General features: G+C 34.8%; 16 protein-coding genes and 1 pseudogene. 10 read left to right on the top strand and 7 right to left on the bottom strand.

All coding sequences use genetic code 11. The annotated features are described in order from the left end of the window. Positions 1-4 precede the first annotated feature (4 nt). The 6 genes from ACNARN_RS00825 (at position 5) to ACNARN_RS00850 (ending at position 3,432) form a co-directional block, all read left to right on the top strand. On the top strand, positions 5-301 hold the full coding sequence (locus tag ACNARN_RS00825; protein WP_416304016.1) for a putative quinol monooxygenase: 297 nt from the start codon (positions 5-7) through the stop codon (positions 299-301). A 68-nt stretch (positions 302-369) separates the two neighbouring features. After that, entirely contained in the window at positions 370-687 is a 318-nt protein-coding gene (locus tag ACNARN_RS00830) for a hypothetical protein (RefSeq protein ID WP_109372388.1), read from the top strand. A gap of 483 nt (positions 688-1,170) precedes the next feature. Further along, entirely contained in the window at positions 1,171-1,707 is a 537-nt protein-coding gene (locus ACNARN_RS00835) for an Ail/Lom family outer membrane beta-barrel protein (RefSeq protein WP_198619579.1), read from the top strand. 198 nt (positions 1,708-1,905) lie between these two features. Continuing rightward, positions 1,906-2,361 (top strand): GNAT family N-acetyltransferase, encoded by a 456-nt coding sequence (locus tag ACNARN_RS00840; protein WP_198629878.1) that lies wholly within the window; start codon positions 1,906-1,908, stop codon positions 2,359-2,361. Between the two features lie 171 nt (positions 2,362-2,532). Further along, complete coding sequence (locus ACNARN_RS00845) at positions 2,533-2,814, top strand: hypothetical protein (protein WP_198619577.1); 282 nt, start codon at positions 2,533-2,535, stop codon at positions 2,812-2,814. A 186-nt stretch (positions 2,815-3,000) separates the two neighbouring features. Further along, entirely contained in the window at positions 3,001-3,432 is a 432-nt protein-coding gene (locus ACNARN_RS00850) for a carboxymuconolactone decarboxylase family protein (protein ID WP_198629879.1), read from the top strand. An 88-nt stretch (positions 3,433-3,520) separates the two neighbouring features. Here ACNARN_RS00850 and ACNARN_RS00855 read toward each other — a convergent pair whose 3' ends face one another. From ACNARN_RS00855 to cls, 3 genes are all read right to left on the bottom strand, one after another. Further along, positions 3,521-3,718, bottom strand: coding sequence for a hypothetical protein (locus ACNARN_RS00855; RefSeq protein ID WP_198625586.1), 198 nt, complete (start codon positions 3,716-3,718; stop codon positions 3,521-3,523). 61 nt (positions 3,719-3,779) lie between these two features. Beyond that, positions 3,780-4,109 carry an HI1450 family dsDNA-mimic protein gene (locus tag ACNARN_RS00860; protein WP_375165166.1) on the bottom strand — a complete coding sequence of 110 codons (330 nt, stop codon included), beginning with the start codon at positions 4,107-4,109 and terminating at the stop codon, positions 3,780-3,782. Positions 4,110-4,204: 95 nt separating this feature from the next. Beyond that, positions 4,205-5,665: a cardiolipin synthase gene (gene cls / locus ACNARN_RS00865; protein ID WP_109372382.1), complete on the bottom strand. Its 1,461-nt coding sequence runs from the start codon at positions 5,663-5,665 to the stop codon at positions 4,205-4,207. 305 nt (positions 5,666-5,970) lie between these two features. Here cls and ACNARN_RS00870 point away from each other — a divergent pair, with 305 nt between their 5' ends. Both ACNARN_RS00870 and tonB read left to right on the top strand, forming a co-directional pair. Continuing rightward, positions 5,971-6,153: a YciY family protein gene (locus ACNARN_RS00870; RefSeq protein WP_036913581.1), complete on the top strand. Its 183-nt coding sequence runs from the start codon at positions 5,971-5,973 to the stop codon at positions 6,151-6,153. Positions 6,154-6,265: 112 nt separating this feature from the next. Further along, a complete protein-coding gene (gene tonB / locus ACNARN_RS00875) occupies positions 6,266-6,979 on the top strand; it encodes a TonB system transport protein TonB (protein ID WP_160230327.1) in 714 nt (237 codons plus the stop codon). 146 nt (positions 6,980-7,125) lie between these two features. Here the strand turns inward: tonB and yciA are convergent, their stop codons facing one another. Both yciA and ACNARN_RS00885 read right to left on the bottom strand, forming a co-directional pair. After that, on the bottom strand, positions 7,126-7,557 hold the full coding sequence (gene yciA / locus ACNARN_RS00880; RefSeq protein ID WP_006536988.1) for an acyl-CoA thioester hydrolase YciA: 432 nt from the start codon (positions 7,555-7,557) through the stop codon (positions 7,126-7,128). Positions 7,558-8,047: 490 nt separating this feature from the next. After that, a pseudogene (locus tag ACNARN_RS00885) lies at positions 8,048-8,596 on the bottom strand (septation protein A); the annotation flags it as partial. 309 nt (positions 8,597-8,905) lie between these two features. On the opposite strand from ACNARN_RS00885, the gene ACNARN_RS00890 reads away from it, so the two are divergent. Beyond that, entirely contained in the window at positions 8,906-10,711 is a 1,806-nt protein-coding gene (locus ACNARN_RS00890) for a SulP family inorganic anion transporter (RefSeq protein WP_198619573.1), read from the top strand. A gap of 115 nt (positions 10,712-10,826) precedes the next feature. Here ACNARN_RS00890 and ACNARN_RS00895 read toward each other — a convergent pair whose 3' ends face one another. After that, entirely contained in the window at positions 10,827-11,597 is a 771-nt protein-coding gene (locus ACNARN_RS00895) for a YciC family protein (RefSeq protein ID WP_198619572.1), read from the bottom strand. A 433-nt stretch (positions 11,598-12,030) separates the two neighbouring features. Here ACNARN_RS00895 and ompW point away from each other — a divergent pair, with 433 nt between their 5' ends. After that, positions 12,031-12,678, top strand: coding sequence for an outer membrane protein OmpW (gene ompW / locus ACNARN_RS00900; protein WP_196571173.1), 648 nt, complete (start codon positions 12,031-12,033; stop codon positions 12,676-12,678). Between the two features lie 672 nt (positions 12,679-13,350). Here ompW and ACNARN_RS00905 read toward each other — a convergent pair. After that, the gene (locus ACNARN_RS00905) at positions 13,351-13,665 is read right to left on the bottom strand and encodes a BON domain-containing protein (protein ID WP_109372376.1); all 315 of its coding nucleotides are present in this window, start codon (positions 13,663-13,665) and stop codon (positions 13,351-13,353) included. Between the last annotated feature and the right edge of the window lie 272 nt (positions 13,666-13,937).

Consider the following 13,937-nt stretch of genomic DNA (forward strand, 5'->3'; position numbering starts at 1 on the left):
TGTGATGTTAAAAGTAATTGCTGAAGATTTTATTAAAACAGAAGCGATAGAAATTGTTTTACCTCTTTATCGAGAACTTGTTGAGGCGACTAAGAAAGAGCCTCTGTGTATTAGCTACAATTTATATGTTGATGAGAAAGATCTTGGTCACTTTGTCTTTATTGAACAATGGCCAGATCATGCTGCGCTTGATGTGCATTGTGCTAGTGAACATTTTCAGCGATTAGTCCCTATGATTAATGCATATAAAAAAGCTGAGCCTAAATTTTTACTTATGGCGGATGCTTTTGATGAAAAATAAAGTAATAAAACTAGACTCATTTATAATGGGTACACTAAATAATAAGAAGTAAGGCAAGAGAGAAGGTGATGTTAGCGAAGTATATATCTCAAATTGTAAACCAAGAAGATAGCTATCAAATTTTAAGTACTCAGAATTTTTTGGATAACTTAACAGAAATAACCAGGGCAACTCATACTTGGTTATTTTCTGATGGTGTCATCTTGAAATGCACAGAAGAGATAGAAACAGAACACTATGATAATGATGCTCAATGTCCTGAACATTGGATAACTTGGGAAATTGTAGAGTCGAATAACAAACCGATTTCTCCTTGTAGAAAAGAATTTTTTAATTTATGCCAGCAAAGTTTTTGGTTAAAAATGCAACTTGCTAATAATGTATGATTAGTCGTATAAAAAAGCTACTTTATAAGTGGCTTTTTTATACCTATTAAAATTAATAAAATAATTTATTTTAAATACCACTTTAAGCTTTTAATTAAATATTAATCAATGCTCCAGAGGTTAAAGTAAATTAATTTCACTTAGCGAGTGTTTTTTATTTTTTTATCTCTAAAAATAGATTATCAATCGTGGTTTAAATCATATTTAAACTGCGATTGAAGTTAATGATAAATCAAAATTAGTCTTTTTTCATAACGTTATGATCTTAATATTCTATTAATAATAGCAAAAAATAAGGTAAGTTTATTGTTGAGGCGAATGGTGTTTTAATTGTAGCTCTAATCATAAGATTTTCTTTATAAAATATTATAAATAACGTATTATTTATCAATAATTTTTATTGAGTATTGCACTCAATTTAATAAGAGAGCTAAATTTTAATTTAGTTCCATTTGTCTATCCTTTTTTATATAGAGAATAAAGATGAGTCGTAATTTATTTCTTTCTACTTCACTGTTAGCTATTTCTACACTTTCTTTTAATGCACAAGCAGCGTTAGATAATACTTTATCCGTAGGTTATGCTCAGAGCTCAATTAAATTGGGTGATTATAAAATCGATGATAAACCTAAAGGAATTAACTTTAAATACAATCACGAGTTTGATAATGATTGGGGTTTTATTGGATCACTGACGTACACAAAATTAACTTATAATTATTATAGCCGCTGGGGAAAAATTGGTTCAACTGAAATTGATTATGTTTCATTAACGGCTGGGCCTAGCTATCGTTTTAATGATCACTTTAGTGCATATGGTTTAATTGGGCTTGGTCACGTTAGCCAAGAAGATAAATATTATTATGTTAATGACGAATACAGCAAAACGTCTATGGCTTATGGGGTAGGCTTACAAATTAATCCAATCCCAAACGTAGCAATTGATGCATCTTATGAATATTCTAAATTAGATAATGCAAAATTTGGTACTTGGGTATTAGGTGTTGGTTACCGTTTCTAATTTTAAGCTAATAAATAATTTTTTTAAAAGGTCACGTTATGTGGCCTTTTTGTGAATACAAGTGTAAATGCATCACTATATGTAGGATATTCACTTATCAAAGCACATTAAATATACATTAAATGTGTGTTTTTTATTCGGGGTGCTTGACTGTCAATAAAGGAGCTTTAAGATGCCATATTTTATGGAGAGAGAATTATGTTAACTGTAATAAAAGCAGAACCTTCACACTATGATGAAATGATAGCAGTTTGGGAATCTTCAGTTAGAGCTACGCATGCATTTCTATCTGAAGATATTATCTTTTCGCTTAAAAAAGATATTGTAGAACAGTATTTTCCTATGCTTAATACCTATATCGCGATAGACAATAATAATGTTATTCATGGGATCTTAGGCACAGCAGAAAATAAGTTAGAAATGCTTTTTGTCGATGCGAATTCTAGAGGGCATGGTTGTGGTAAATTACTTACAACTTTCGCGATAAATACACTGCATATTGATGAGTTAGATGTAAATGAGCAAAATCCTCAAGCAATTGGCTTTTATCTTTATATTGGATTTGAGCAAATAGGGCGTTCAGAATTAGATGGACAAGGCAATCCTTTTCCATTGTTACATTTAAGATTAAATAAAAATAAGTATAAATACTAAATAAAGGAATATTAAAGATAAAAAATAAGGAGAAAAGTGAAAGTTCTCTCTTTTTATCTTGTTCAAATAATAATTATCCACCCAAGTTTGATTTATATCGTGATAAACCTTCTGCTTTAATGAAATAATTTTTTCATAATTAAATAGATCTAACACAACATTGGAATAGTTATGAAAAAAGCCTTAATTGTTATTTTATCTTTATTTTTACTACCCGCTTGCTCTGAATCAAGAGAAAATAAATTTATTGAATATTGTATGGATACATTAAGTGTCTATAGTAATGTGAGTAAAGATCAATGTTTGTGTTTTTATAATGAAGCAAGTAATAAATTTTCTTCAACTGAAATAGATAGAATGGTCAAATCACCACCAATAAAACAAGACAGTACACTTACAAGAGAGGGCACAATGTTTTTAACTATTGCTCATTCATCTAAATGCTTTGAGTAACAGATATTACACGCAATAATTAATAAAGAATAAGTCGTAAATTAAGTTACTTATACTGAAGATCATCGCCTCTAAACGCAAATACCACAAAATTGATAAACCCATCGCTATAAATTGAATATATTATTACTGTTTTTATATACAGTTAGTTGTGGGTTTATCTTTATTATGAATCGAGAGGAAATTATGTCAAAGCTTCGCTTATCTTACCCAAAGCTCAGTCCTAAAGCTTATGCTGGCTTAATTCAATGTAAAACTGCACTAGAAGGTAGTTCACTGGATATAACGTTAATCGAGCTTGTTTATTTAAGAGTGTCTCAAATCAATGGCTGTGCTTTTTGTTTAGAGATGCACAATAATTCGTTGCGTAATCATGGTGTTGCTCAAAATAAGTTAGATGCACTAAATGGTTGGCAAGTGAGTGAACGTTTTACTGATAAAGAGCGAGCTGCATTGCTATGGGCAGAGGTGGTCAGTAATATTTCAGCAAAAAGTACGGAGGATAATATTTATCAGCAGGTTAAAGCGTATTTTACAGATACAGAAATGAGTGATCTGACATTGGCAATTGGATTAATGAATGCCTTTAATCGTATCGCTGTGAGTTTGCGTCAGTAATTAGTATTATCTACGCAAATCATATGCCCCAAATAATGATCAAGAGAAAAGCGCTGATAGGGCGCTTTTGATTTTATTTGCTTAATTTTTACCAGAGGTATTGCATGAAAGGTAAATAAGCAAAAAATAAAGCAATGAGTATAAATAAGATACGAAATAACGTTTTTTTTGTTTTTATTGTGGTATAGAGCATGACGATAATAATAGCTACGCAGATATACCAGTAAAAGGCACCAAAGAAAGCTAAGGTAAAAATAGTATCAATAATAAAGTGACTTTCACTCATTTTATTTCTCTCTGAAATAAAAAATCACCTGCTAAAATATAAGCAGGTGAAGATAAAGTGATTATGATTTCCAAATAATATGGAACATAGGCTGTAATGGATCGCGACTAATCAGGACTCGACCAAAAATATCATCAATATCGGAATCATCGTCTGGAGCAAGGCCAATAATCACTTCGCTAAAACGGGCTGATGTGACAGGCTGGCCAACAATAAATTGCCAATCATTACCTAATGGAACCACTTCAGCTGCGCCTCTTTCTTCAAATTGCAGGTTAAAGAGTAATTGGTCTGCAACATCTAAATTATCAGCTGCTTGAGCTAAAAATAGATCATAAGCTTGTTCTAAAGCATCGTCTTCACTGATTAAGGTTGGTTCATTCATGGTAATGCCTGTCTATTATTCCAATAATTATCGCGTTGTTTGTATAGCATTTTTGCTCATTTAGCAAAATATTCTATTGCCTATTTTTATTACCTTCTTGATTATAACAGAGGGCTAAAGAAATAGCAGATGCGCTCTAATACACGATTTAAGAAAGGGCGCTTTTCCCATTCGTCTAGTGTCAATTCTGTAGAGCGAGCAATATAATCATATTGCACAATGCTTAAATCACTTCCGAAGCCTTCATCATCAATGACAACAGTGATTTCAAAGTTTAACCATAAGCTACGCATATCAAGGTTAACTGAACCTACCATACTAAGTTGTCCATCAACCATCACGCTTTTTGTATGTAATAAACCATCTTCAAATTGGAATATTTTTACACCAGATTCCAGCATTTCTGTAAAGAATGAACGGCTTGCCCAACGCACTAGGAAAGAGTCATTACTGCGAGGAACAATAATACTCACATTAACACCTCGCATCGCCGCGGTTGAGATTGCATGGGCAAGATCATCGCTAGGTACAAAATAAGGTGTTGTGAGCACTAATTCTTTTCTTGCGGAATAAATGGCTGTAATTAAGGATTGCTGAATAAGCTCGTCAGGAAAGCCAGGGCCTGATGCGATAACTTGTGTTGTATGGCCACTTTCTTGCTCACAAGGCATAATATTGTCATCAGGAGGAGGTGGTAAATGGCGTTCACCTGTTTCCATTTCCCAGTCAAAGGCATAAATCATCCCTAATGTGGTAGAAACTGGACCTTCCATTCTTACCATAATATCAATCCATTGACCGACACCGGAATCTTGTTTGAAATAACGAGGGTCGACCATATTCATACTCCCTGTGTAGGAAATATAATTATCAATCAATACGATTTTTCGATGTTGACGCAAATCCATGCGGCGCAAGAAGAAACGGAATAAATTAACATGCAGTGATTCAACAAATTCAATACCCGCGGCTCTCATTGCGTCTGGGCCTTTGGTACGAAAGAAGTTCCAGCTTCCAGCTGAGTCAACCATAACTCGACATTTTACACCGCGTTTAGCGGCTCTGATTAAGGCGTCGGTTACTTCATCGACTAAACCACCTGATTGCCAAATATAGAAGACCATTTCAATGTTATCACGAGCGTTATTAATATCGCGTGTAATTGAATTTAGTGAATCTTCACAGGTGGTTAAAAGTTCAATTTTGTTACCTTTAACACCTTTAATACCTTGGCGTTTAGCGGTTAATTGGAAAAGAGGAGTCGCAATATCGCTCGTACTTGTAGCAAAAATATGCTTACATTTCCTCAAGTCTTCAAGCCACGCAACAACAGAAGGCCACATCTGTTTAGCATGTTCAACGCGTCGTTTTCCTAGGTGTAATTCACCAAAAGCAAAATACGCAATAACCCCGACTAATGGCAGAATATAGATGATCAATAACCATGTCATTGTTGATGTAACTGGTCGTCGATGCATTAGGACACGAAATGTGACCCCCGCAATTAATAGCCAATAGAAGAAAAAGGTTAGCCAACTTAATACAGTATAAAATGTTGTCATAGTAGAGCTATTTTCCGTTGAAAATGAATTGCATGGATAAGCTGAAGGCAATTTACTAAAAATAGTTCATTATTTTTGTTATTTGCCGAATGTTGCTATTAAATCAGGATTATTATCTCTGTCAAATCTCTTTCTTAAGAGATAAGCATCAAATAAGCAATAAGATACAACTCTTTATTCATTTTTTCTTTGTGAGAAATGCTTAAATAATGGATGAAATTCAAGCAAATCATAAATCACCCCTTGGATCACAAAATGAACGTCTTATAATAGTCCACTTATTCGAAAAAATAGGTGCTGATAGCATGAGACACAGTAGGACTGAAGTAGCTCGTTGGCGGATGATGAGACAAGCTATACGTAAACGTCGTCGATGGTTAGAAGGGCAATCTCGTCGTAATTTCCGAATTTATAAACTGCGTAAACTTGATACTTCTAGAAAACATAGAGCACTTTTATTTGTACAACACATAGAATGGAACTCATAATTTCACTTTTTAACAGTTAATATCAATCATTTTGTTAAACGTTATTGAATATGATTGCTATTTGCATTTAAACTAGGGGCATATTTTTTCTTTAGGTGAAATAAGATCAGTTATGCGTTGGAAGCTTTGGGTACTCATATCACTTTGTCTACATGCCTCACTTGTTGCGGCTGCGATGTTATATGTTGTAGAAGATAAGCCAGTTACACCTGAGCCTATCTCTATACAGATGTTGGCATTTGCGGCAGATGAGCCAGCAGGCGAACCAGAGCCTGTGGTTGAAGAAGTCACTCCTCCAGAACCTGAGCCAGTTGTTGAGCCAGAACCCGAGCCAGAACCTATTCCTGATGTAAAACCTATTATCGAAAAACCAATAGAGAAAAAACCAGAACCAAAACCTAAGCCTAAACCAAAACCTGTGGATAAACCGAAACCGCCTGTTGAGCGACCACAACCTTTAGTTGTTAATAAAGGTAATGATCTCAAAAATCTTAACCCGACGGCAAAGCCAAGTGATAAAGGCGATGAAAAACCGGTTGCCGTGGCAAGCAGTGGTGAAGGCAAAGTACCCAATGCAGTACGCCAAGGTTTACCTGAATATCCTCAGAGAGCAAAAGCCGTGGGTATTGAAGGATCTATAAAAGTACGTTTTGATGTTGATGCTGATGGGCGAGTAGATAATGTAGAAATACTTTCTGCTGATCCTAAGAATGTATTTGAAAGAGATGTTAAAAGAGCGATGCGTCAATGGCGTTATGAAAAAATTCCTTATAAAGGAAAAGTGGTTCTCATTGAGTTCAAAATGACAGGGGTGTCAGCAAGCTAATTTTTATAAAGTTAGCCGTTAAACAAAGCGATATCCCTATTTGATACCAGATAAATAAAAGGCACTTTAATAAGTGCCTTTTTTAGTATTCAATTTTTAATGCTTTCACGCTATTAGCGTCGTAATCGAATTGTCGTAATGGCGTTTTATTCCATAGTACTTGTTAGCGTGAAGTGAGCTTTACCCTCAGGTAAGCGACGAGCAGAATTGTTCTCGTCAACGGCAACGTAGGTAAACACAGCCTCTGTTGCACGATAGCGTTGGCCGACAGGTTCTGTGGCGACTTTTTTAACCCATACTTCAATATTAACAGTAATTGAAGAGTTACCCGTTTTTAAGCAACGCGCATAGCAACAAACGACATCACCAACAGCAACAGGTTTAAGAAAGGTAATGCCTGTTACACTTACAGTAACGACACGACCTAACGCAATTTCTTTTGCTAAAATTGCACCACCGATGTCCATTTGAGACATTAACCAGCCACCGAAAATATCACCATTAGCGTTAGTATCAGCAGGCATGGCAAGGGTGCGTAAAACGAGCTCACCATTAGGCAAAGATTGTTGTTCAGTCATGGAAATAAAGTATCTGTAAAATAATGTTGAAACCAAGGAGATATTTACTCGTATACATCAAGTTTACTCGTCATACTTCAAGTTGTAGCGTTGTTGACTTCGTTCATTCGCACTAGTCACATACTAATGTATGCTCCTAGCGTCTCATTCACTTGCCGCCTAGCTACACCTCGAATTATCTAGAGTAAGAGTCTCGTCATACTTCAAGTTGTAGCGTTGTTGACTTCGTTCATTCGCACTAGTCACATACTAATGTATGCTCCTAGCGTCTCATTCACTTGTCGCCTAGCTACATCTTAAATTATTTAGAGTATCAGCAGGCTATACTCTAATAGCTACAACTTAAATTATTTAGAGCACATATCTCCCAATAAAATAAAAATAATTATTCAGATTTTGAATGGGCATCGTGTGATGTCGGTTTAGATGCTTGCTTTGTCATATTATCTGATAATTTGTGTTCACTATTTTCTGTAGCTTCATTTTCAGTTTGTTCTTCTGGTAAACGGTTATTCCAGATATAAACCACACTGGCGATAGTAAAGATAAAGGTTAAAATAGTTAAGCCAAAGACTTTAAAATTAACCCAAGTCTCTTCCGCCAAAGAAAATGCCACATAAATATTACCAAGTGCACAAGCAAAAAAGAAAACCACCCATGCAATATTGAGTTTCTTCCAATTTGCAGGCGGCATAGCGAGTTCTTTGCCTAACATTCTTTCCATTAACGTTTTTGGCGTAAATAACTGCATACCAATTAAAACGATAGCAAAAATGGCATAAATAGCCGTCACTTTCCATTTAATAAAATCAGCAGAATGGAAAAATAGGGTTAATGAACCAAAAATAGTGACAACCACAGCGGTAATGAGCGGCGCTTTCTCTACTTTATGGAAAATAAGCCATGTTAAACCGACTGAGATCCACGTCGCGATAATTAATGCACCTGAAGCATAGAAAATATCTTGCCATTTATAGAAGATAAAAAAAACTAATAGTGGAGCAAAATCAAGTAATTGCTTAAGCCAGCCATTTTTCATAACAGATAGGAACCTATGGTAATTAAATTCATAAACTTGGCTATTCTAATGCAAAGCGACAGAAAATGGGTAAACAATTGCATATCTTTAACGACAGAGTGTTAATTTGTACAAAAAAACCTAGTTTTATCTGAAATAACTCAATGAAAAATCAACGCAATTGCATTTATGTAAAATTAAAACTCAAGCTTGAATTATGAAGGAGGATTTAAATATTACACTAGTATATGATTCATATACTCATCATTTTCATCCGCTACTTTTTGATGAATGCATAAATAAAAAAGTATTTCTGATAAGAGGAAATCAATGATCGGAAAAAGACTAATAAAATGGATGCCAGGATTAGGCTTATTGTTTAACTATAAGCGTGAATATTTTGGCTATGATTTAAAAGCGGGCCTTTCTGTTGCTGCCGTGGCATTACCTGTCGCCATTGCTTATACCGAATTATTGGGTATTAACGCTATTGTTGGGTTATATGCCTGTATTTTCCCCATGATTATTTATGCGTTATTTGGTACTTCTCGCCAGTTAATTACGGGGCCAGATGCTGCAACTTGTGCCGTTATTGCTGCGGTCGTCATTCCACTATCTGCTGGTGATGAAAATACTCGATGGCAACTTGCGATTATCATGACAGCGATGACGGGGTTTTGGTGTATTTTAGCCAGCCATTTTAGATTAGGGGCTTTTACTGATTTTCTTTCTCGTCCCATTCTTCAAGGGCTTTTAAATGGTGTTGCGATCACCATTATGGTCGGGCAAATTAGCAAAGTCTTTGGCTTTGATACTTCCCCAGATCACTTAATCGAAAAACTCATTGAAGTTCCTTTTCGATTAATGGATGCTCATTTGCCCACAGTATTAATGTCAGCTGTAACATTAGCCTTATTATTAGGGATTCGTTATTTTCGTAGCCGATGGCCTGCACCGTTAATTGCCATGGTTATGATGACATATTTGAGTTGGCAATTTGATTTGGCAAGCTTTGGTATTGCTATCGTGAATAAAGAGGCTGGGAATGCTGATCTATTTCTGCCAGTAGTCTCGATGAGTGGATTTCATCCTGGTGTATTACGAGAATTATTAGTTCCATCCATAAACTTGGCTGTCATTAGCTTTGTGAGTTTTATGATGACAGCCCGCAGTTTTGCCAGCAAAAATGGTTATGATGTCGATGCAGACCAAGAATTAAAAGCATTAGGTATTGCCAATATTGCCGCCGCATTGTCTCAAGGGTTCGCTGTAAGTGCGGCAAGTAGTCGTACAGCGGTCAATGACTCCGTTGGGGGGAAAACGCAGTTAGTTTCTATTATTGCCGCATTGATGATTTTGCTCGTGTTGCTATTTATGACCGATTTTCTTGCTTATATTCCACTGTCTTCGTTAGGGATAGTGTTGATAGTTTCTTCTTGGTCACTGCTTAGTATTCGTCATATTTGGTCTTATCGTAAGCGTAATAAACAAGCATTTACATTGGCATCATTTACATTATTAGCTGTGTTATTGGCAGGTCTTATTAATGGTATTGGTTTTGCGGTTTTATTAGGCCTATTACAATTCTTACGTATTGTTTTTAGACCTAGCGATCAGTTATTGGGTGTTGATGAACAAGGAATGGTTCATTCAATGAATAAGGATAATGGCATTGAGCCTATTGATGGTTTAATGATGTACCGTTTTAATTCACCCCTGACTTATTTTAATGTAGGTTATTTTAAAAAACGAGTACTACAACTGGTTGATAACGCACCTCAAAGACCAGCATGGTTAGCGGTAGATGCTGCTGTAAGCTTTACTTATGATGATGTTAGCGTATTTGCTGCCATTGATGAGTTAATAAGAGAATTACGAATAAAAGGCGTTAAATTGGTTCTAGCGGGGCGCAGAACGGAATTAAATCGTTGGATAGAACGGAATAAAATTTCGCTCAATGAAGATGATTTGATTATTGCCCCAGATCTCTATTTTGTGATCCGCCTGTATCAAAGCCGACAGCAGATCAAAGAAAAACAGAAAGAAGCAAGAAAAGAGGCGCTAAAACAAGACTCTGAAAATAATGATGAGAATACAGTAGATGCGCCAACAACGAGTCATACATCTACTCTCTAAGTGTATTGGCTAAACTTCATTGGTGCATAATAAATAACAAAATCCCGTGATAAGTGATTAGCTTATACACGGGATTTTTTATAGGTAATGATAATGCTTTGAATCTTTGAATAGATTAACGCTGTTGCGTTGTGTATTTGTTTTCAACCAACATAAACAAACGGAGTAGATAAATAATCATCCAAGCCGAAGCCATATTTTTTAGGAAGTAGAATAAGAAGTTATGGATAACATCAGGTAGTTGAATTGTAAGATTACTCACAAAACCAATGCCGAACTGCAATAAGATCCAAATACCTAAAGCAGGAATAAGCGCAGCCGATTCACTAAATCCAACTTTCCAACCCAAACGTATTGCACTTCCCATATTTTGTTGACGTACTAAAACAACGGGCGCTAATGCAAAACCAATTAATAAAATGATGCCAGGAATAATCATCACCATAAAACCAGCGCTAATCAAAATAGAGCACAGCACAATCAATAGGAACATTTTAGGTAAGCGAGGTAGAGCCGCATTAAATGTTTGACCTAAGGTGACGTTATGACCTGTGGAAATCGCCGTAGCGAACATCAATAAGGTTAGAACCAAGATGCTTTGCTGTAATGTTTCAAATGCATACAGTGATAACACTTTTTTGGCAATACCCACGACACTGTTTGACATTGCTTCTAACTCAGCAGGAGAGGCTGAAGAAAGCTGTGTATTTTTAAAATTAGCCACAAATTCAATCATCAATTGGTACTCTTGAGGATTAGGGCCAATGAAGACATGAATGATCGCTAAAATAATGGCAAGAATAGCGGAAAGAGTAACAATGCTACGTCGTTCATTCTTATAAAAATTAAGACTGTCTCGGTAGATTGTGCGTGCCGTGGTAGGCATGAAACTGCTCCTATAAAAATAGACTGTGTCAATGCGCGCTATTGTACCTTTTACAACAGCAAAAAGGGATATTTTATCTCGATCCTCTTATTTCACGTTTTTCTAGATGCGAATAATCGAATTACACTTATCATTTAAATTAAATAAAACATATTTTTAACACAAAGATAACTTTATTTTCAAATAAGGCTTGTTAGGGTATTTTTTATTCAAAAAATAATAGTAATAATAAATTTAATTATAAGAAAAAATGGTATTAATGGGAAATTTGATGTGGATCAATTATAAATAATAGTATTGATAAATAATAAAAAGAGAAATAACACTTTCTGCAAAAATAATTCCAAAGTTGTGATCGGCATTAGATCATAATTACCAATAAATGGTTATATTTTTAGCGGAGATTTTACTTATTACAGGAATGGGTTAAATAATGAAAAAACTTTCTGCGCTTATTTTAGCGGCTGCAACTCTTGCGCCTTCTATTTCTTTTGCTCACCAAGCAGGTGATTTTTTATTCCGTGCAGGTACTGCAACAGTTCGTCCTAATGCGGGTTCTGATGCAATATTAGGTGGCGACCATTTTGAAGTAAATAATAATACCCAATTAGGTTTAACTTTCGGGTATATGATCACTGATAATATCGGTGTTGAGTTATTAGCAGCTACGCCTTTTGAACATAAAATTTCATTGACAGGTGTAGGTGAGATTGCAAAAGTTAAACATTTGCCACCAACATTAATGGCACAATATTACTTCGGTAATGGCGAAGATAAATTACGTCCTTATTTAGGTGCAGGTCTTAACTTTACCACTTTCTTTGATGAGAAATTTAATAATAACCCTGCTGTAGATGGTTTAGGCTTAAATGGTCTTGATCTTAAGGATTCATGGGGCTTTGCGGCACAAGCAGGTTTAGATTATAACCTTGATAAAAACTGGATGCTGAATGCTTCTGTTTGGTGGATGAACATCGAAACAAAAGCAAGATTTAATAGCACTGTTGCTGATAAAGATTTTGACGTTAAAACACGTTTAGACCCATTCGTATTTATGTTTGGTGTGGGTTACCGTTTCTAATTATTCTTTCTTTAAAAGAATATCTCATAATGAAAAAGCGAAGTTTCTCTTCGCTTTTTTTATCTTTTTAATTTGCTAAAAATCTTTCATTTCTAGATTATATACAGCTTCTTTTTTATTCTTAATACCTACATTATGAGTTATTAAAAGCAGCGTTAAATAGGTAAATATACATCTAAAATAAGACATTTAGCATTTTAATATTCATTAAAATGCATTTAATATACATCTTTTGTTTATTGATATTATCAAAATAAAAAAGTGTAGTTTTATTTATTAAGAGTTGCTGGCATTTTAATGAGTAAAAGAGTGTATTTTATTGATGTATTTAAAATGCATTTTTATATTTAAATTGAGTAAAACGGCTTTATCTATCAATAGATAGAAGAAAATAGAAAAAGAATAAAATGATATCAACATAGGAGATATTCAGAGTAATAAGGTGGGTAATTTATAATCTCAAAATGATTAGTAATATTTCTGATTTGTTCTTTTTGTGAGCTAATTCTGGCGTGGAATAAAAATAGACACTTTTTAGCTTATTTGTTTTTTTTGCAAAAATTGATCTACTTTATGAAAGATTAAATGATTAAGACAAAAGTCTTGGACAAAAAAAGACCACCGAAGTGGTCTAGAAAATTAGGACTAAAGGAAGACGAGAATAAAAGCGGATCAGCGAATAACCATTGAGTTTATAACCCCTTTTACACCTGTTACTTTACGTGTTGTTTCAATGGCACGATTGGCATCTGCTTGAGAAGAGACGAAACCACTTAGTTGAACTTTACCTTTAAATGTTTCAACGCTGATTTGTGTTGAATTAAGATTTTTTTCACCAATTAGCGCTGTTTTCACTTTAGTGGTGATCACGGAGTCATCAAAATATCCCCCAGTACCCTCTGATGTTGCAGTTGGAGAACATGCAGATAAAGTTAATGCCATCAGTAATGCTGCCATAACAGCGGAGATTTTTGCCCATAGTTTCATCATCAAACTCCTTGTAATTACATTATTGGTTGAGTATTTCCGAAAAGAAAATATAAAGTACCTTATAAAGTATGACCAAAAAATAAAATTTCGCCCAACTTTAGATAAAAAGATTATTTGATTCAGAATATGAACGAGGGAATGAGAACGCGGTTTATCGCGGTTTCAGCAGTCAATGAGTGGGATTGAATAGACAATAAATTAAGAGTAATCCGCTTAGAAAAATAGCAAATTATTTCTCTAAAGCGGATCTCACTAAGCGTATTTAAAGC

The organism is Proteus sp. TSJ240517 (assembly GCF_047921575.1).
Lineage (GTDB): Bacteria > Pseudomonadota > Gammaproteobacteria > Enterobacterales > Enterobacteriaceae > Proteus.

What these genes read in the sequence shown, in the direction of transcription:
- ACNARN_RS00825 (WP_416304016.1), top strand. Translation starts at nt 5, where the DNA reads ATGTTAAAAGTAATTGCTGAAGATTTTATTAAAACAGAAGCGATAGAA.
- ACNARN_RS00830 (WP_109372388.1), top strand. Translation starts at nt 370, where the DNA reads ATGTTAGCGAAGTATATATCTCAAATTGTAAACCAAGAAGATAGCTAT.
- ACNARN_RS00835 (WP_198619579.1), top strand. Translation starts at nt 1,171, where the DNA reads ATGAGTCGTAATTTATTTCTTTCTACTTCACTGTTAGCTATTTCTACA.
- ACNARN_RS00840 (WP_198629878.1), top strand. Translation starts at nt 1,906, where the DNA reads ATGTTAACTGTAATAAAAGCAGAACCTTCACACTATGATGAAATGATA.
- ACNARN_RS00845 (WP_198619577.1), top strand. Translation starts at nt 2,533, where the DNA reads ATGAAAAAAGCCTTAATTGTTATTTTATCTTTATTTTTACTACCCGCT.
- ACNARN_RS00850 (WP_198629879.1), top strand. Translation starts at nt 3,001, where the DNA reads ATGTCAAAGCTTCGCTTATCTTACCCAAAGCTCAGTCCTAAAGCTTAT.
- ACNARN_RS00855 (WP_198625586.1), bottom strand. Translation starts at nt 3,718, where the DNA reads ATGAGTGAAAGTCACTTTATTATTGATACTATTTTTACCTTAGCTTTC.
- cls (WP_109372382.1), bottom strand. Translation starts at nt 5,665, where the DNA reads ATGACAACATTTTATACTGTATTAAGTTGGCTAACCTTTTTCTTCTAT.
- ACNARN_RS00870 (WP_036913581.1), top strand. Translation starts at nt 5,971, where the DNA reads ATGAGACACAGTAGGACTGAAGTAGCTCGTTGGCGGATGATGAGACAA.
- tonB (WP_160230327.1), top strand. Translation starts at nt 6,266, where the DNA reads ATGCGTTGGAAGCTTTGGGTACTCATATCACTTTGTCTACATGCCTCA.
- yciA (WP_006536988.1), bottom strand. Translation starts at nt 7,557, where the DNA reads ATGACTGAACAACAATCTTTGCCTAATGGTGAGCTCGTTTTACGCACC.
- ACNARN_RS00890 (WP_198619573.1), top strand. Translation starts at nt 8,906, where the DNA reads ATGATCGGAAAAAGACTAATAAAATGGATGCCAGGATTAGGCTTATTG.
- ACNARN_RS00895 (WP_198619572.1), bottom strand. Translation starts at nt 11,597, where the DNA reads ATGCCTACCACGGCACGCACAATCTACCGAGACAGTCTTAATTTTTAT.
- ompW (WP_196571173.1), top strand. Translation starts at nt 12,031, where the DNA reads ATGAAAAAACTTTCTGCGCTTATTTTAGCGGCTGCAACTCTTGCGCCT.
- ACNARN_RS00905 (WP_109372376.1), bottom strand. Translation starts at nt 13,665, where the DNA reads ATGAAACTATGGGCAAAAATCTCCGCTGTTATGGCAGCATTACTGATG.